This is a genomic window from Streptomyces yaizuensis (genome assembly GCF_034961445.1).
GTDB classification, from domain to species: Bacteria; Actinomycetota; Actinomycetes; order Streptomycetales; family Streptomycetaceae; genus Streptomyces; species Streptomyces yaizuensis.
Map to the genome: position 1 here is coordinate 66,432 of NZ_BSBI01000021.1, position 17,854 is coordinate 84,285.

Genomic DNA, 17,854 nt, shown 5'->3' on the forward strand with positions numbered 1-17,854 from the left:
TCTCGCCCCACGGCAACGACGATGCCCCGCGCCGCTCAACGGACGTACGACGTCCATGACCACGTGCGTTCAACGACCGCACAACGGCCTTTCCCTCCACGGTATTCAGCGTTACTATGTAGCAGTACTCAGCGATACTGAATAGCTGAAGAGGGGGTGTCCCATGAGCAAGCAGCTGACGGAGATGCTCAAGGGCACGCTGGAGGGGATCGTCCTCGCGATCCTGTCCCGCCGGCCCGCGTACGGCTACGAGATCACGGCCTGGCTGCGGGAACAGGGCTTCGCCGGGATCGCCGAGGGCACTGTCTACGCGCTGCTCGTCAGGATCGAGCGCCGCGGCCTCGTCGACGTGGAGAAGGTCCCGTCCGAGAAGGGGCCGCCGCGCAAGGTGTACTCGCTCAACGCGCTGGGCCGGGAACAACTCGAAGAGTTCTGGGGGACGTGGAGCTTCCTCGCGGAACGACTGGAAAAGCTCCACGAAGGAGGCGAATGACGATGTCCGAGACGGAAGAGGGCCTGATGGCGAAGGTGATCGGCCCCAAGCGGCGGTGGCGGGCCTACAAGGCGCGCGTCCGGCAGCTTCCCGACGGCCACCGCACGGCGGTCGACGCGATCGAGCGGTACCTGATGCTGCTCACACCGAAGGACCAGGACAGCGCGGAGTCGCAGTTCGAGGACCTCGCCGAGCTGTTCGAGCAGGCCGCGGCCGACGGTACGCCGATACGCGACATCGTCGGGGACGACCCGGTCGCGTTCGTGGAGACGTTCGCCGCGAACTACACGGACGGCGGGTACGTCCCCGCGCGGGAACGGGAGCGGCTGGTCAAGGCGGTTGACCGGGCGGAGGGGGAGGCGGGGGCGGTCTGACATCCACCACTCGACCAGCTGTTCCCGGCGTCTGGCGGGTGTCCCTCGGTGAGACGAACGCCAGGCATGTCGAGGTGGCGGTCCGCCCGGCCCGAGCAGCAGTAGCAGCGGCGGCGGGGCGGGGGGAAGCTGATGCCTGACCCCGCTCCCCGCCGCTCCCCTCCCCATGGGGTCGTTCACCAGCGGACAGGCAGGATTTACGGGGAGCGCCGCGCCGTTCAGCCCAGGGCGCGGCGCTGCCGCACCTCGCTGCCGCAGATCTCGTACCCCAGCCGCTCGTTGATCGCGAGCATCGCCGCGTTCCCGGTGTCGACGCTGGTGAACATCTCCGTCACGCCCCGCTCACGGGCCCGCAGCAGAGCGGCCGTCTTCGCGGCGGTGGCGTGCCCACGGCCCCGGTGCTCCGGCACGGTGGCGGTCACGGCGCTCATCCCCCGCCCGGCGCGGTCCGACTCGACGAAGGCGAGCGAGACGATCCGGCCGTCCTCGACGACGAGCGTGGACAGCTCCCGGTCGAACAGCGGGTCGTTCCAGGTGTGCTCCAGCCACTCCTCGTACTCGGCGTACCCGGCCTCGATGTCGGCCGGGTCGATGGTGGTGGCCTCGATGTCCGCCCGGTGGACGGCACGGACCGCGCGCGGGTCGGCCGCGTACTCGGCGACAGTGCGGACGATGGTGCCCGGCGGCAGCGCGGACGGCTCCGGGAGCGGCCCGCGTCCCAGGTCGAGGCGTTGGAAGTGGGAGGTGTCCAGCGACTCGTAGCCGTGCCGCCGGGCGAACGCGCGGGCGCGGGGCTCGTCGCCGGCCCAGCCGTAGGCCTCCCGGGCCCCCACGGCCCGCAGATGCTCCTCGGCCGCGCGCAGCAGCGCGGTGCCGATGCCCCGGCCGCGCCGGGCGGGATCCACCCGGACGGCGACCGCGGACTGACCGGGCTCGTGGGCGTCGGGGACGAGGGACGCGTCGGCCACTCCGGCGATCACGCCCCCCTCCTCCGCGACGAGACGCCGATGCCTCTCGGCGGGGTCGGCGGTGCGCAGGGTGTGCAGTACGGAGTCGGGAGTGGTCAGTTCACAGGGGAGGGCGGCACGTCTGATCGCGGACACCGTGGCGGCGTCCTCCGGGCGAAAGGTTCGGATGATCACGGTCATGCGGGAAGATTATGTGCCGATATCCCGTAAGGCCTTCGAATTTACGGGTGTGCCAGCCGTCGGCCCGAGGGCCCGCTGCCCCCACCGCCCTCGGCTAGTCCCGGCGAGGCATCCAAGTATCAAAGGCAAACGGCAAACTGCAAACATCGCGGCGGGCTGCGGGACGGACGCGAGAGGGGCGCGGTGCCGGATCACGCGCGCGCCGCAGGACCACTCGCGTCCGGACGCGGCGGCGGACGAGCCTGTCGCCAACGGTGCTGACGGGTACTCACGGCGGTGCGAACGGAACGCGGTGACGGGCGGCCGCCCCACCCTTCCGCCCTAAAACCCCAGGTCCGCATGTCCACATGTGTCAGGAATCCGGCCGTACCCGCGATCCGGACGAATCTCCAATGTAACCAAATGCCTGTTACACAACCATCATTGAGTGCGTCGGAACGGCCCCGGCATACTTCGGGACTCCGGGGCGTACACGTATCTGAACACGCCCCCGCACGGGCCGGGCCCCCGCCCGCCCCATTCACTCCTGAGCAGGGGGAGTTTTGCGCAAACCAGTAAAGAAGGCGTACGCGGCCACGGTCGCCGCCGCGGCCGCCGTAGCCCTGACGGCGGGCATGACCAGCCCGGTGTCGGCACAGGGCGGCGGCCGGGACACGGTGTCCCCGGCCGGCGCCAAGACCGCCGGGACGGGTGGCAGGGCCGTCCACACCGTCGTCCTGATCACCGGTGACCGGGTCCTCGTGGACTCCAAGGGCCGGGTCGCCGGCATCGAGCGGGCCAAGGGCCGGGAGGACATCCCCTTCTTCACCCAGGTCCACGAGGGACGCACCTATGTGATGCCGCGCGACGCCCGGCGGCTGATCGGCGACGGCACCCTCGACCAGCGGCTGTTCGACATCACCGGACTCGCCGAGCCGGAGAGCCGCAAGGCCTACCGGGGCGGGCTCAAGGTGATCGTCGGCTACCGGGGCGCCACGGCCGGGGCCGCCCGTACCGAGGTACGGGCCTCCGACGGCACCACCGTCCGCCGGACCCTGTCGTCCCTCGACGCCGATGCCGTCACCAGCGCCACCGGCAGCACGGACGCGCTGTGGGACGCCCTGACCCGGCAGCGGCGCGACGGCTCGGCGGCCACGACCTCCGGCATCGCGAAGATCTGGCTGGACGGGGTGCAGAAGGCGTCGCTCGACCGCTCCACCGGCCGAATAGGCGCCCCGGCGGCCTGGGGCCGCTCGCTCGACGGCACCGGTGTGAAGATCGCCGTCCTGGACACCGGCATCGACGACACCCACCCGGACCTGGCCGGACGGGTCACCGCGGCACGCAACTTCACCCGCTCCCCGGACGCCCTGGACCGCGTCGGGCACGGCACGCACGTCGCCGCCACAGCGGCCGGCACCGGAGCGAAGGACAGCCGCTTCAAGGGCGTGGCCCCCGGAGCACAGCTGATCAACGCCAAGGTGCTGGACGACGGCGGCTACGGCAGCGACTCCGAGTCCATCGCCGGCATCGACTGGGCCGTGGCCCAGGGTGCCGACATCATCAACATGAGCCTCGGCAGCCCCGACCGCCCCGGGATCGACCCGCTGGAAGCCCACGTCAACAAGGTCTCGGCGGAGAAGGGCGTCCTGTTCGCCGTCGCCGCCGGCAACCTTCCGATGCCGCGCCCGGGCACGGTCAACTCGCCGGGGACCGCCGCGGCGGCCCTGACCGTCGGCGCCGTCGACGACAACGACCAGCTGGCGTCCTTCTCCGCGCTCGGCCCCCGCAAGGAGGACCACGCGGTCAAGCCCGACATCAGCGCTCCCGGCGTGGCGATCACGGCCGCCGCCGCGAGTGGCACCCCCGGGCAGGACCCGGCGGGATACGTCAGCCTGGACGGCACGTCGATGGCGACTCCGCATGTCGCGGGCGCCGCCGCGATCCTCAAGCAGAAGAACCCCACCTGGACGGGCGCACAGCTCAAGGCGGCCCTGACCGGCTCGGCCGCGGCCGGCACCCACTCGGTCTTCGAGCAGGGCGCGGGCCGGCTCGCCGTCGACCGGGCGATCGACCAGACGGTGTTCTCTGAGGGCGGACCGGTCCACCTGGGCCGCCAGCTGTGGCCCCACAACGACGACACTCCGACCACCAAGCAGGTCACGTACCGGAACAGCGGCACCGCCGATGTGACGCTCGACCTGTCGCTGCCGGCACCCACCGGCTCCGACGGACAGCCCGCGCCGGCCGGGTTCTTCACCCTCGGGGCGCAGCGGATCACGGTCCCGGCGGGCGGCACCGCCTCGGTGGACCTGACGGCCGACACCCGTCTCGGCGGCGCGGTCGACGGCGCGTACTCGGTCACCGTCGTCGCCTCCGGCGGCGGTCAGACCGTGCGCACCCCGGCCACCGTGGACCGTGAGGTCGAGTCGTACGACGTCACCTTCGACACCGTCGGACGGGCCGACGCGCCCGCCGCCTCCTGGGGCGCCGACCTGCGGGGCTACCAGGGCCTCGCCGACGGTCTGCACTTCCTCCCGGACCTGTCGTCCGGTTCCGCCACGGTCCGGCTGCCGCGCGGCACCTACAACCTCCAGGCCGACATGCAGGCCGACCCTGCGAACCCGCAGAAGGGTCTGGATCTGATCCACAACCCGCGGTTCTCGGTGACCGGCCCCACCACCGTCACCCTCGACGCCCGGACCACCCGGCCCGTGTCGGTCAAGGTGCCGGACGCGGCCGCCCGGCAGACGCGCGGGGGCATGTTCTACACGATCGGCACGCCCGACGCGGGCTTCGCCCACGGCTTCGACGTGAAGAGCTTCGAGAACATCCGCACCGCACGGCACGGCTCGCGCGGAGCGGACGCCTCCCTCACCCAGCAGTGGTCGGCCCGCTGGGAGCGGGGCACCAGCGTGTACCAGACCCTCGCGGGCGGTGCGGTCCAGGAACTGGCCACCGGATACGACAAGGTCTACGCGGCCAAGGACCTGGCCCTGGTCAAGGTGGGTTTCGGCGCCACCGCGCCCGGAATGGCCGGAGGCCTCACGGCAGAGGGCTCACTGCCCGAGGCCGGCGGCTTCGTGGACAACTACCCGGCCCAGCCGGCGCCGGGCACCCAGAAGCTGTACGTGAGTACGGGCGACGGGGTCGACTGGTACTTCTACGCGAGTGTGCTGGGCGAGGCGAACCCCGACGGCGGCCGGCCCATCGACGTGCAGTACGGGCTCGGCCTCGATCCGCGGCTCACGCCGGGAACGACGTACTCCAAGAACGTCAACGTCGGTGTGGTGGGCCCGCGGATGGAGGCGAACGAAGGGCTCGTCCGCCAGGGCGACGACCTCTACGGTGCGTTCCCGATGGTCAGTGACGGAGCGGGCCACCAGGGATTCGCCCGTTACTCCGCTGCGACCACCACCGTCCACCGCAACGGTGTGCTGTACGCGCAGAAGGACGGCGCCGTCGACCGGGAGAGCTTCACGCTGCCGGCGGAGTCCGCCGAGTACACGGTGGCGACCACGGTCCACCGCAACCCGAAGTACAACCGCACCGGGACGCGGATCGACGCCTCGTGGACCTTCACCTCGGCCCACAGCGGCACCGCCCCGGCGGCGCTGCCGGTCTCGACGGTCCGCTTCCAGCCGCGGCTCGCGCTGGACTCCAGCGCTCCGGCGGGCGTCAAGCAGACCTTCCCCGTCGTGGTCCAGGGCGCCGCTGCCGGCACCAACCTCAAGACGCTGCGGGTCGAGGTCTCCTACGACAAGCAGAACTGGCTGCCGGCCCCGGTCAGCGCGGGCAGGATCACCGTACGCGCGCCGGAGAAGGGCAAGACGGTCTCCCTGAAGGCCGTCGTCACCGACAAGCAGGGCAACGAGTCGACGGTCACGATCCACGACGCCTTCAGCGGCCGGTGACACACCACTGAGCCGGCCCCGGCAGGGACCTGAGTGCTCGGAACGGCCCGCCGGAACCTCGGTTCCGGCGGGCCGTTCCGCCTGTCCGAGGCTCCGCCGAGGTACGGGCCACAGGCCGTGGAAGGGCGCGTATCGGTGGGATGACCGATGTGCGGCAGGGCGGGGCCCGGCCATAGTCCTCGGGAGAACGTTCGCGGGCGGCCGCCGTGCGCCGCCCGAACCCCCCGAAAGGACCTCCTGTGGACACGTATGCGGATCTGGTGTTTCTCGACGGGCGGGTCGTCACCGTCGACGCGGAGTTCTCCGTCGCCTCGGCCCTCGCGGTCACCGGCGGGATCATCAGCGCCGTCGGCGGGCACGACGACGTCGCCCCGCTCATCGGTCCCGACACCCGCGTCGTCGACCTGCGCGGGGCGACCCTGCTTCCCGGCATCAACGATTCCCATCTGCACGGATGCGCCTTCGGCATGTCGACGCCACCGCTCTCCGTCGCCCTCGCCCACCCCGGGGTGTCCCGCATCGCGGACGTGGCCGATGCCGTACGGGAGACCGTCGCGCGGGTCCCGGCCGGGCAGTGGATCACGGGGCACGGCTGGGACACCGGCTTCCTCGCCGAGTGCGTCGCCGACCCGTCGCGGCACCCCTCCCGCCACGACCTCGACGCCGTCAGCCCGGACCACCCCGTCGTCCTGTACTCCTTCTCCGGCCACGCCACCTGGATCAACTCCAAGGCGCTGGAACTCATCGGGATCGACCGGGACACCGTCGCCCCGCCCGGCGGGGCCATCGTCACGGACGCGGCGGGGGAGCCGACCGGGCTGCTCCACGAGGGGGCCCAGGCCCTCGTCCAGAACGCGCTGCCGGCCCTGAGCCGGCAGGAGCGGGCCGACGCGATCAGGTCCACCCTCGCCACCCTCGCCCGGCTCGGCATCACCAGCTACACCGAACCCGGGCTCGGCCCCGGCGGCGACGGCATCATGCGGGGCGCGCTCGGCACCGAGACCCTCGACGTCTACCGCGAGCTGCTGGCCGACGGCGAGCTGACCGCCCGCCTCGGCGTCCTGCTCCTGCCCACCGGCATGGCGAGCACCGCCGACGAGTTCGCCCGTACCCTCGACGAGCTGACCGAACCGGGCGAACCGGCCGACCGCGGCGACGCCGACCCGCGCCGCCTCGCGATCCACGGCGTCAAGATCTTCGCCGACGGCATCGTCCCCAACAAGACGGCCTGGGTGCACGAACCGTACGTCGGCGGCGGCTGCGGCTCCCTGTGCGTCGGTGGCGAGAGTGACGCCGAGCGGGTCGCCGAGATCGACGCCATGGTCCGCCACGCCCACGCGGCCGGGCACCAGCTGGGCGTCCACGTCACCGGCGACCGGGCCTGCGACACCGTCGCGGACGCCTTCGCGGCGGCCGTGGCCGCACACCCGCGGCCCGACGCCCGCCACTACGTCATCCACGGCGACCTCCTCACCGCGCACAGCATGAAGGTGCTGGCCGCGCACGACTTCGGCGTCAACATGAACCCCACCATCAAGTGGACCGTCGCCGACATGGAGGAGGACTTCGTCGGCGTCGACCGGGCCGCGTACGCCTGGCCCTACCGCGACGCCATCGACGCCGGCGTACGGGTCGCGAGCGGGTCCGACGCCCCCGTCACCCACCCGGACTGGCGCCAGGGCGTCGCCACCATGGTGCTGCGCGAGTCGAAGGCCGCCGGCCGGGTCAGCGGCCCCGGGCAGCGCATCGGCCTGGCCGAGGCGATCCGTACCTACACCATCGACGCGGCCTGGCAGGACTTCGCCGACGACTGGAAGGGCTCCCTGGAGCCGGGCAAGGTCGCCGACCTCTGCGTACTCGACGGGGACCTGCTCGCGGCCGACCCCCACGACATCCCGGCGCTGCCTGTCGTCCTCACCGTCGTGGACGGGCAGGTCGTGCACGACACCCTCCGAGACTGACCTCCGAGACTGACCTCCGAGACTGACCTCCGGGACTGACCTCCGAGACGCACGCAACCCTCCGAGACCGATGCATTCCGGGCATGCGATCATCCTGGGATGGTGGCAGCGGAGCGGAGCACGGCGGACCTCCTGGACGCGGCCGTCCGGGTCAGGGAGGCCGCGAGGAGCGCCACGAGCGGCGCGAGCGGTCTCGGCCCGGTTCTGCTGGCGCTCTCGGGGGTGGTGGAGTACGACCACGCCTCCCTGACCCGGTGGGATCCGGTGCGCGGGTGTCACACCACCCTGGCCGGGAGCTACCCGGAGGAGGCCACGGCCTATATCGAGTCGCGCCTCCACCACGACCCGGTGTTCTCCGTGCTCCGCGGCCCGGTGCGGGGCGGCCTGTGGCTCGGGGAGGTCCCCGGGCAACTCCTGGCCGCGTCCCCGGGCTTCCAGGAGGTGCTGTCCCCCCTCGGCATCGAGGACGGTGTGGCCCAGTGCCTGTTCGCCGCGGACGGCCGGTACGTCGGCATGTTGAACGTCAGTACGCGCCGGCCGCGGTGTGCCCCGGACCCGGCGCGCGCGGTGGTCACCCTGCTCACGGAGGCCCTTGCCGCGGCTGTCGACCCGTGTGCCGTCGCCCCGCGTACCGCTGACCCGTGTGCTGCCGATCCGGGTCACGCCGGGGAGCGGCCCGGCGGTCTGTCGCCGCGGGAGTTGCAGGTACTGGCCGAGCTGACCGCCGGGCGGACCAACCGGGAGATCGCCGCGCGGCTGTTCATCGCGCCGCGCACGGTGGGGACCCACATCGAGCACATCCTCGCCAAGCTCGGCCTTCCCAATCGTGCGGCGGCCGCCGCACGGGCCGCGGCGTGGGGGATCAGGCCTTCCGGCTGACGCGGCCCCGGGAGACCGGCGCGCCGGTGCCCCGGGGGCTGGTCACGAGCTGGTCACTTGCGCCAGAACAGGTGGTGCGTCACCCCGCTCGGGCTGGGCACGACATCCAGGTGGAACCGGTCGAGGAGTTCGTCCGGGGACTCCCAGAGCCGTAGTCCGGTGCCGAGTTCCAGCGGTGAGACCACCACATGCAGGGTGTCGACGAGGTCGGCTTCGAGGAAGCGCCGGATGGTGGTGACCCCGCCGCCGAGCCGGACGTCCTTGCCCCCGGCCGCTTCCCTGGCCTGCTCCAGGACCGTGGCGGGGTCGGCGGCGGTGAAGTGGAAGGTGGTGTCGGACAGGGTGAACGAAGGACGCTGGTGATGGGTCAGGACGAAGACGGGGGTGTGGAAGGGGGGCTCGTCGCCCCACCAGCCCTGCCACGTATGGTCCTGCCAGGGTCCGCGCTGGGGCCCGAACTTGTTGCGGCCCATGATCTCGGCGCCGATGTTGCGGCTGTAGTCCCGGGTGAAGTAGTCGTCCAGACCCCGGCTTCCTCCGGGGTCGGTACGCATGGGCCAGCTCGCCGTGGCGCCGGCCCAGGCGAAGAGCCTCCCGGGATCGACATGACCGAACGGCCTCTCCAGGGTCTGGTCCTCGCCGGCGCCGATGCCGTCACGTGAGACGTTGAAGTTCTGGACCCGCAGTAACTGCGTCATGCGTTCCTCCTGCGATCGGGGTGGCAACGGTGGTGAGACCGTCCGGCCCGGAAGAACTCATCGGGCATCCGGGCATCCGGACACTGGCCTGTCCGGGTATCCGGGTGTCCGGGCCGGTGGAAGCCTCACCATCCGCCGCATCCCCTGGAACGGTGTCAGTCCCGGTCGATGCGCTCCTCCAGGACCTTCCCGGAGGCGGCGTCGACGGTGATGTCCGCCTCGGTCCAGTCGTCGGTGTTCGCGACCTCGGCCTCCCAGACGGCGACGGGTTTGTTGCCGCTACTGCTACTGCTACTGCTGCTGCTACCGGCGTTGTCGTCCTCACTGAGCTGGAGCCCGGTGACGGTGCCCGGGAACTTCTTCGTGGCGGCCTCGGCCGCCTGCTGTGGTGTCTGGGTCGCCTCGGTGAGCAGCCGGGCGAGTTCCTGCTTGTCACCCGTGTCCTGGTCCTCTTCGAGGCGTTCCCCCAGCACCTTCCCGGTGACGGCGTCGATCGTCACGATGTGGGCGGTACCGTCCCGCAGGGCCACCGTCGCCTTCCACTGCGGGCCACGAGGGCCCGGGGAAGCACTGGCGGCGCTGGTGGCACTGGCGGATGCGGTGCCGCTCGTACCGCCTGAGGGACTGCTGCTGCGGGGCGCACGCTCCAGGTCCAGCTCGGCCAGCTCGCTCTGCGGCACCTCGGCGGTGGCCTTCTTCGCCGCCTCCTCCCAGCCGATCTTCGCGGACCGGACCAGCGCCTGGCGCTCGGCCCGCTCGCGGGAGAGGGACGCAGACGCGGAAGGGGTCGGCGTGGCGGACGGCGTGACGGTCGGGGTGGCGTCGGCGGCGGAGACCACGGACGTGTCGCTCCCGCAGCCGGTGACCAGCGGCATCGACAGGGCGACGGCACAGGCCACGGCGCCGGCGCGGCCCCGGAACGAGCGCACCGTACCGGCCCGCCGAGGGCCCGGCCGGGCGGATGCGACGGACTCCGGGGGACCGGGAGGCGGGGCGTCAGGGCGACAAGTGCTCGGCCAGGACGGGGTTCCACTGCGCTGAAGAGGCATACAGCACCCCTAACCACCCACTCCCCACCCCTACCGGTCCACCTGACGGCGCCACCCGATCGGGTTGCCCTCCCTGCCTCCCCGCCGCCAGGGGTGCGCGCCCGCCAGGGCGACACCGACCTGTCGGGCCGTGACATGGATCACATCACGGGAACCCGCGAACGGCTGCGGACAACGAACGGGTGAAGGCGCCCCCGGGCAGGAGCGGAACGGACCGTACACCTCACCGGGGCGCCTTCCCCGCCGGGTTCCGCCGGCGGAATCGACCCCATTCGGAAGGCGCATGGTGAACAACAGCACAAGGGCACGCCGTACCAGCCGTGCCGCGCTCGTCGCGGCCGTCACCCTGGCGATGACCGCGACCACCGCATCGGTGCTCGCCGCTCCCGCACCCCCCGCGCCGGCGGCGGGCCTGAAGTGGAACGTCTCGACGATCGCCACGGGCGACACGGTCGGCCTCGGCGCCACCCGGCCGGACGCGCGGAAGACCTGGGTGGCGGGCATGCTCGTCAACCGGACGGCGAGCGGGGCACTCGCCGGCTTCACCCCGACGCTCTGGGAGCGGGACGAGCGGACGGGAACGGGCTGGAAGAAGGTGGCCACCGATCCCGCGTCGGCCTCCGCCGACATCCGGTTCAACGACATCGACGCCGTGTCCGCGCGGCAGGCCCTCGTCGTCGGCGACCAGACCGACGACGCCGACGGGATCGTCACCCAGCACTGGAACGGCAAGCGGTGGCGGACCGTACTCGCCCCCGTCCCGAACGGAACCCGCACCGCCGGCTTCCTGACCGTCGAGCACCTGGACGCCAAGAACGCCTGGGCCACCGGCTGGACACAGATCGGCACCGACATCGGGACCCAGTTCCAGCACTGGGACGGCAAGCGCTGGAAGCCGGTGAAGCTGCCGGACCTGGGCACCGGCCCGGACGGGGACTTCGAGCTGAGGAGCGTGTCGGCGCAGAGCCCGAAGAACGTCGTGGCGGTCGGCGGCCTCTCCACCGGCGGGCAGGCGAAGCCGCTGGTCCTGCACTTCGACGGCACCCGCTGGAAGAAGGCCGCCCTGCCCTCCCTCGGCAGGGTCCAGGCCCGGCTGCTCGCGGTCGCCACCGGCGCCGACGGCACCGCGTGGGCCGTCGGGGAGACCCGCTCCCGAAACGGCGCGTCGGCGGGGCTCGTCCTGCGCTACGACGGGAAGAAGTGGACGCGGCCGGCGCTGCCCAAGGACACCCCGGCTCTCGCCTCGGTGGCGCTGAGCAAGGGCGATCCGGTGCTCGTCGCCCGTACGGACGAGGAACACTTCCCGGGTCTCATCCGCGCCGGGAAGACCTGGAAGTCCCTCGGCCTTCCCGCCACCCACGGCGGCAGGAAGGTGCATGTGCAGAAGGTCGTCGCCCACGGGAACACCATCGACGTCCTGGGCGACCGCCTCAAGGGACAGGGCCAGCTCACGGGCCCCCAGCTGGTGCTGACGGCACGGCGCTGACCTGCGGAAAGGGTGCGGTACGGGCCACGCGCCCGTACCGCACCGTACGGCACCGCACCTCACCTCACCGCACCGCACCGCGCACGGTGGTCAGTTCACGGGGTCGCCGGGCGCCGCCGGGTGGGCCTCAAGACCGGGAGCGGCGAGCACGTCGGCGATGAGTTCCGGGGATCCCCCGACGTACGTACTGACCAGATCCACATCGCCGCCCACGCACCAGGCACGGTCCTGCGGCCACCACAGATCCGGCAGTTCGGCGTAGGCCTCGTCGTCCCCGGCGGCGGGCGAGGGAGCGTCCGTGAGCGCCCCGGCGAGCAGGACGCGCTCACGATGGGGGGTCTCGAAGCTGGGGACGCCGTCGAAGTCCCACCGCCCGTAGCCGTTCCACAGGGCGAACCAGCAGCGGTCGGGCGTCCGGGTGTGCCGCGCCAGGACCGGGATCAGGGCCAGCGCGAGTTCCGGCGGGATCGGGCCCTCCGCCGGATGCTCGTCCCAGACGCCGGCCAGGCCGTACTCCGAGGCGTTCTGGTAGTGCTGTCCCGCCCCGATGACCTCGTGCCACCGGCTGTCCTGCGCCAGGGGGCGCCCGTACGCGGCGGCCACCGCCGCCCAGCGGACCGGCCGCTCGTCCAGCTGCGCCGGGTGCAGGATCCGCGCGTAGGCGGGGAAGCCGGGGACGGCGATACCTGCCACGGTCCCGAAGTCCTTCTCGGCCGGACCGTGGTCGGCGAGCCAGCGGGCAGGGCCGAGGCCGGTGGTCTGCACCCGCAGCCGTCCGTAGAACGCGGGGGCGGGGTCCCGGTGCACCGGGCGGAAGCCGTTCATCCGTCGAGTCTCCCACCACGGCCCCGGCCGTCCCGGGCCGGCGCCGTCTCCACGAGCGGCGGCCCCGGAGCGGACCTGTTCGCGCCAGAGCCCAAGGCCCCGGACCGCCTCCGCCATCCCCCGGAAATGCGCTGCCGACGGGCTTTGCACTGATCGGCGAGGTGGGCGCGGACAACCCCCGGCGGTGATTCGCGGTGCTTTCACGCCAATGCGAGTCTCCTGCCAGAAGGGTGGGCAGATTGTCGGCGCTCCCGCCGGAGTTGTTCCGGCGGGATGTTTCTCGAAAGGGGGAGGCGCTATGGCGCTCTTCCGGTACAAGTCCACCGCCTACGCGTACGCGGTGTCCCATGCCTCGGCGAGCGGGTGGAACGCCCTCTTCGCCTCCGGCGACAAGGCCCTCGTCATCGGCGAGAACGACCAGATCTCCTCCGGCGCGCTGACCGCCGCGTACGGCGGCGCCCTCGCACCGCTGGTAGGCGTCTGGACGAGCTGCACCGAAGGCGCGTTACAGCCGCCCGACGAGAACGGCGTCCGTCAGCTCCTGCTCTTCTACGGCGACAACTACCTCTGGCTGCGCTGGGGCACCACCCGCGTGCACGAAACGGGGCCCTGGCGGAATCTGCGGCTCGGGCCCATCGGTACGACGCTCGGCCAGTTGCTGCCCGCCGCATGGCAGTCCGGTATCGATGTCCTCCTCCAGGCGCCGACGGCCGCGAACGGCGCCTGGCAGACGTACTTCTTCCGGGGCGAGCGGGTCCTGACCCTGAACTCGGAGACCGGCGTCATCCGCAACGTCCCCATCGGCGAGGGCCCCGACGCCGGACAGCCCGGATGGGGAAAGCTGCCCACCGCCTTCACCCACGATCTCGACCACATCCTCGCCCTGCCGCCCGCCGCTGGCGGCATCCGCCGCTCCCTGCTGATCAAGGGCGCGGACGGCGTGATCCTCAACTGGTCCACCGGGGTGGAGAAGCAGGGCGCGCTCACCACGCTCACTCCGGGCCTCGCGAAGCTGACCGGGGACATCGCCGTACCCCGCGAGGCGTTCTCCGGCCGGTACGAGTGGAGGTCCGCCACGACCAAGCTCGTCCTGCGAGTCGATCTGGAGGGTCCCACGACCTCCCGCATGATCAGCGGCGACATCTTCAGCCTCGGCGGCGGGGGCTCCAGGTACGAGAACTCCTTCCGCTGCACCCCGACCACCGTGCAGGTCAGCCCGGGATCCGTCGTCGCGGACGCCGCCACCGTGGAATTCGACGACCCGTCGACCCCCGCCACCACCCTCTCCCTGCTGATCGACCGCAAACCCCTCAGCGGGGCACTGCCCTCCGCGATCTGGGACCTCAACCGCGCCGACTGGACCCAGACCCTCAGCGGCAACGGCCACCGCCGCTCCCCCTATCTGCGCACCATCGACCACGAGGTGGACTCCGTCACCGGGACGGCCGCCTTTGAGTCGTACGACACCGCCCGGGCCGCGACCCCGCCCGGCTACCGCAACCGGGTCCTCACCGTGCCCGCCGCGTTCGCCGAAGCCGGTCTCGAACTCCGGGCCGCGGGCGTGCGCAACACAGTGGACACCAGCGGCTCCGGCACCGATCTGCGCTGGTCCACCGCCGAACTCCACGCCGCGATGGTGGCCAACTTCAGCCAGCACGCCGACTCCCCGCAGTGGAAACTGTGGACCCTCGTCGCGACCCGGTACGCCGAGACCCGGTTCGGATTCCTCACCTACGGAATCATGTTCGACACCATCGGCCCCTCCCGGCAGGGCGTCGCCGTCTTCAACGACGCCCTGCAACTCGACGGCGCTCTCGGAAACCGGGTCGACCTGCACACCCATGTCCACGAGCTGGGCCACGCCTTCAACCTGATGCACTCCTGGGACAAAAACGCGGCCTGGCCGCCCGCACCGCTCGGCCCGCGCTGGGGATACGGCGACCTGTCCTGGATGAACTACCCGTACTACTACGAGGGGCCGAACGGCGACACCGGCGAGAACGCCTACTGGGCCGACTTCCCCTTCCGATTCAGCGAGAGCGAACTGCGGCACCTGCGCCACGGCTTCCTCCCCTATGTCATCCCAGGGTACGCACGGTGGAGTCTGGGCGGCGCCAGCCAGGTCCCCGACCCCGGACTCTTCATACCGCCCGCGACCGACGAATCCGGGCTCCGGCTGGAACTGACCGGCCGCACCGCCTTCGAGTACGGAGAGCCCGTCGTCGCCGAACTCCGCCTCACCCGCAGCGGCACCCGCGACCAGGTCACCGTCTCCCCCCTGCTGCACCCGCACGACGGCCATGTCGTCCTGCGGATCCAGGACCCGTACGGCAACGCCCGCATCTACCGCCCCCTCGCCCGCACCTGCCACGGCCACGGCGACGACGCCCCCACCACCGTCCTCGACCACACCACCCCCGCCCTGTACGAGAGCGCCTACATCGGCTCCGGCGGCGACGGCCTGTACTTCGCCGAACCCGGCCTCTACCGCGTCACCGCCGCCTACCAGGCCCCCGACGGCTCCCGCACCGTCTCCGCGCCGACCGCCTTCCGCGTCCGCGCCCCCCTCGACCGCACCGACCAGCACGTCGGCGAACTCCTCATCGGCGACGAACAGGGCACCCTCCTCACCCTCCTCGGCTCCGACGCGCCCACGCTCACCTCCGGCAACGACGCCCTCCAGGAAGTCGTGGAGCGTTACGGCGACCACCCCTTGGCCACCTACGCCCGCCTGGCGCGCGGCGCCAACGCCGGCCGCCACTTCCAGACCCTCACCGACAGCGGCCTCACCGTCCGCCCGCCCGACATCGCCGACAGCGTCCGCCAGCTCACGGCCGCCGTCGACGCCTCCCTCGGCGACGAAGGACTCGACAACATCACCCTCAACGCCGCCATGCGCCGCCTCGCCCTCGTCCACGCCAAGGACGGCGACACCGAAGCGGCCAACCAGGTCCTCGACACCCTCGTCACCACCTTCGAGAACAAGGGCGTCCCCGCCCCCGTCCAGGCCACCGTCACCGCCCAGGCCGACGCCGTCCGCGAACAGATCGCCGAACAGAGCACCGACGGGAGCGACACCCCCACCTGACGAGTACGCACTGGGGCGGTACGCGCAGATCCGTACCGCCCCACCGGCCTGTCCCTCAGTTGGTACTGGCGTTCCGCAGGTGATTCCCGATGTGCCCTACATAGATCCGTCCGTCCCCGGACGTGTGGTCGTGGAAGTGCAGACGCGGGGCGGGCGGCTTGCCGGAGCCGATGCGGATGTGCTCCGCCATCAGGACCCGCCCGGCCGGATGGACGGCCCGGGGGACGGGCAGCATCCGCATCTCCCGCAGCCTGGCGGTGTTCAGCACGTACTGCGACTCGTTGGCCGAGTACCGCCCGCGCGGCAGCGGTACGGGGGCCTCCTCCCAGGCGAGGTACGCGCTCAGATGCGGCAGCAGCCCGGAGCCGCGCTCGGCCTTGGCCCGGGCATACGCGTCCAGCGCGCACAGGGCCTCCCACGTCCGGCGGCGCCAGACCGGCTCCGACGGGTGCCCGCGCCACTGCGGCGAGGACTGCCGGACGGTATCCGCGAGAACGACGCACTCCAGCTCCCGCCCGGCCCGCTCCACCAGCTCCTCCCAGGAAGAGGGACACCCCTGCTCCGGCGGCGCGGCAGCCACGGGCCGGCCCGCGGCGGCGAGGCGGGACCGGAGCCACCCGATCTCCCGCGCCTGCTCGTCGAGCCGCCCTTCCGCCGCCTCCGCCCCGGCCTCGGCCGCGTCCCGGCGGGCCTCCGCCTCCCGTAACGCCTGCCCCAGGCCGTCGGCCTCGTTCGCGGCCCGCGCCTCCTGAAGGGCGACCCGCGCCACCTCCGCCTCCCGAAGAGCCGCGGCCTCACCCACCCGGGCCGCCTGCGCCGCCCGCTGCGCCTCGCCCAGCAGGGCCGACACCTCCGCCAGCTCCTTGCGGAGGTCCTCCCCGGCCCGGAGCGCGGCGGCGAGTTCCTCCTGGAGGCCGCCGCCGGATCCCGTTCCGGGGGACAGGGTGAACCGATCCCGCAGCAGCGCGACACGGCGATGGAGTTCGGGACGTGCCTGACGGGGGAAGAGGGCATGGCGGGTGACGGCGTCGATGAGGGCCGAAGGACGTCCCGGCCGGCCGGGGTAGCCGGGGAGTACGAGATCGGCCGCGCCCAGCTGGGAGGGGCGCCGGCGCTGGGGGACGATCAGCGCGCCGCCGGCCGCCAGCCTCAGCCCGACGCACTCCAGCTCCCGGTTGACCGTCCGCAGCGCCCAGGGCGCGACCCGGTGTTCGACGAGACGGCCGGTGAACCCGGCGGGCAGATACCGCACCAGCGGCAGCTCCCCGCCCGGCCCGTCGTCGTGGAAGTCGTCCGCGGTGAGCACATGGATCTCGGCCTCCGCGGCGAGAGCGGTACGGACGCTCTCGCGCGCCGACTCGGGCGAGTCCACGGAGTTGGCGGCGCGGAAGCGCAGAAACCCGCGGGACCCGGCGAGATCCCACGGCGACGTCCGCGACTTCGGCCAGAACATGTACACCGGTGAGGGCCAGGACCAGTCCCAGGGGCGGGACGCCTCGGCGGTCAGCTCCCACCCGCTCAGCGGATCCTCCCCGGGGTAGGCGATCTGCATACGGGCCCGTACCGTCGTGCCTTCCCCCGGGTGCCACAGCGCTTCGAACGCGCGGCCCACCCCCCGGCCGCCGGGGTGCTCGCACGCGGCGAACTCCACGATCGCGCCGGACGCGGCCAGTTCGCCCAGCCGCTGCTCGACCGCTCCGGCGGACCGCTCGACCGCGCTTCTGCCCGCCGAACACCAGATCGTGTCCGGCAGCGGGGACAGGTTCTTCTTCCGGGATGCCATGGGTCAGCTCTGGGAACGGGGACGGCGGACAGGGGACCGCCAGTATCACCCAAGCCGCCGACGCCCGCGGCCACTTCCCGGGATCCCCTGCCGCGCCGGGCGTACGGGCGCACAGATGATCGGGTTTCGGCGGGGCGCGGTCGGGTGGTCACCAGCGTGCCGCCATGAGCCGGCCGT

The 17,854-nt window shown here is 72.3% G+C and carries 12 protein-coding genes; 7 read left to right on the top strand and 5 right to left on the bottom strand.

The features are described 5' to 3' along the window. The first annotated feature begins 163 nt into the window (after positions 1–163). The gene (locus SYYSPA8_RS35195) at positions 164–493 is read left to right on the top strand and encodes a PadR family transcriptional regulator (protein WP_323451524.1); all 330 of its coding nucleotides are present in this window, start codon (positions 164–166) and stop codon (positions 491–493) included. A 2-nt stretch (positions 494–495) separates the two neighbouring features. Then, the gene (locus SYYSPA8_RS35200; protein ID WP_323451525.1) at positions 496–867 is read left to right on the top strand and encodes a DUF1048 domain-containing protein; all 372 of its coding nucleotides are present in this window, start codon (positions 496–498) and stop codon (positions 865–867) included. 218 nt (positions 868–1,085) lie between these two features. Here the strand turns inward: SYYSPA8_RS35200 and SYYSPA8_RS35205 are convergent, their stop codons facing one another. Further along, positions 1,086–2,015 carry a GNAT family N-acetyltransferase gene (locus SYYSPA8_RS35205; RefSeq protein WP_323451526.1) on the bottom strand — a complete coding sequence of 310 codons (930 nt, stop codon included), beginning with the start codon at positions 2,013–2,015 and terminating at the stop codon, positions 1,086–1,088. A gap of 542 nt (positions 2,016–2,557) precedes the next feature. On the opposite strand from SYYSPA8_RS35205, the gene SYYSPA8_RS35210 reads away from it, so the two are divergent. The 3 genes from SYYSPA8_RS35210 (at position 2,558) to SYYSPA8_RS35220 (ending at position 8,748) form a co-directional block, all read left to right on the top strand. Beyond that, a complete protein-coding gene (locus SYYSPA8_RS35210) occupies positions 2,558–5,908 on the top strand; it encodes a S8 family peptidase (RefSeq protein ID WP_323451527.1) in 3,351 nt (1,116 codons plus the stop codon). Between the two features lie 239 nt (positions 5,909–6,147). After that, positions 6,148–7,869 carry an amidohydrolase gene (locus SYYSPA8_RS35215; RefSeq protein ID WP_323451528.1) on the top strand — a complete coding sequence of 574 codons (1,722 nt, stop codon included), beginning with the start codon at positions 6,148–6,150 and terminating at the stop codon, positions 7,867–7,869. Between the two features lie 99 nt (positions 7,870–7,968). Continuing rightward, positions 7,969–8,748 (top strand): helix-turn-helix transcriptional regulator, encoded by a 780-nt coding sequence (locus SYYSPA8_RS35220; protein WP_323451529.1) that lies wholly within the window; start codon positions 7,969–7,971, stop codon positions 8,746–8,748. A 53-nt stretch (positions 8,749–8,801) separates the two neighbouring features. Here the strand turns inward: SYYSPA8_RS35220 and SYYSPA8_RS35225 are convergent, their stop codons facing one another. Both SYYSPA8_RS35225 and SYYSPA8_RS35230 read right to left on the bottom strand, forming a co-directional pair. Beyond that, positions 8,802–9,446 carry a dihydrofolate reductase family protein gene (locus SYYSPA8_RS35225; RefSeq protein ID WP_323451530.1) on the bottom strand — a complete coding sequence of 215 codons (645 nt, stop codon included), beginning with the start codon at positions 9,444–9,446 and terminating at the stop codon, positions 8,802–8,804. A gap of 155 nt (positions 9,447–9,601) precedes the next feature. Next, positions 9,602–10,375, bottom strand: a complete 774-nt coding sequence (locus SYYSPA8_RS35230) for a PepSY domain-containing protein (RefSeq protein ID WP_323451531.1) — start codon at positions 10,373–10,375, stop codon at positions 9,602–9,604. A 403-nt stretch (positions 10,376–10,778) separates the two neighbouring features. Between SYYSPA8_RS35230 and SYYSPA8_RS35235 the strand changes: the two genes are divergently transcribed. Then, positions 10,779–11,981, top strand: coding sequence for a hypothetical protein (locus SYYSPA8_RS35235; protein WP_323451532.1), 1,203 nt, complete (start codon positions 10,779–10,781; stop codon positions 11,979–11,981). Positions 11,982–12,071: 90 nt separating this feature from the next. On the opposite strand, the gene SYYSPA8_RS35240 is transcribed toward SYYSPA8_RS35235, so the two are convergent. Then, positions 12,072–12,806, bottom strand: a complete 735-nt coding sequence (locus SYYSPA8_RS35240; protein WP_323451533.1) for a hypothetical protein — start codon at positions 12,804–12,806, stop codon at positions 12,072–12,074. A gap of 298 nt (positions 12,807–13,104) precedes the next feature. On the opposite strand from SYYSPA8_RS35240, the gene SYYSPA8_RS35245 reads away from it, so the two are divergent. After that, the gene (locus SYYSPA8_RS35245; protein ID WP_323451534.1) at positions 13,105–15,894 is read left to right on the top strand and encodes a hypothetical protein; all 2,790 of its coding nucleotides are present in this window, start codon (positions 13,105–13,107) and stop codon (positions 15,892–15,894) included. Positions 15,895–15,949: 55 nt separating this feature from the next. Here the strand turns inward: SYYSPA8_RS35245 and SYYSPA8_RS35250 are convergent, their stop codons facing one another. Further along, entirely contained in the window at positions 15,950–17,677 is a 1,728-nt protein-coding gene (locus tag SYYSPA8_RS35250) for a hypothetical protein (protein ID WP_323451535.1), read from the bottom strand. Positions 17,678–17,854 lie beyond the last annotated feature (177 nt).

Coding starts and splice junctions, on each gene's coding strand:
- SYYSPA8_RS35245 (WP_323451534.1), top strand. CDS start 13,105: ATGGCGCTCTTCCGGTACAAGTCCACCGCCTACGCGTACGCGGTGTCC.
- SYYSPA8_RS35235 (WP_323451532.1), top strand. CDS start 10,779: ATGGTGAACAACAGCACAAGGGCACGCCGTACCAGCCGTGCCGCGCTC.
- SYYSPA8_RS35205 (WP_323451526.1), bottom strand. CDS start 2,015: ATGACCGTGATCATCCGAACCTTTCGCCCGGAGGACGCCGCCACGGTG.
- SYYSPA8_RS35225 (WP_323451530.1), bottom strand. CDS start 9,446: ATGACGCAGTTACTGCGGGTCCAGAACTTCAACGTCTCACGTGACGGC.
- SYYSPA8_RS35240 (WP_323451533.1), bottom strand. CDS start 12,806: ATGAACGGCTTCCGCCCGGTGCACCGGGACCCCGCCCCCGCGTTCTAC.
- SYYSPA8_RS35220 (WP_323451529.1), top strand. CDS start 7,969: ATGGTGGCAGCGGAGCGGAGCACGGCGGACCTCCTGGACGCGGCCGTC.
- SYYSPA8_RS35195 (WP_323451524.1), top strand. CDS start 164: ATGAGCAAGCAGCTGACGGAGATGCTCAAGGGCACGCTGGAGGGGATC.
- SYYSPA8_RS35200 (WP_323451525.1), top strand. CDS start 496: ATGTCCGAGACGGAAGAGGGCCTGATGGCGAAGGTGATCGGCCCCAAG.
- SYYSPA8_RS35250 (WP_323451535.1), bottom strand. CDS start 17,677: ATGGCATCCCGGAAGAAGAACCTGTCCCCGCTGCCGGACACGATCTGG.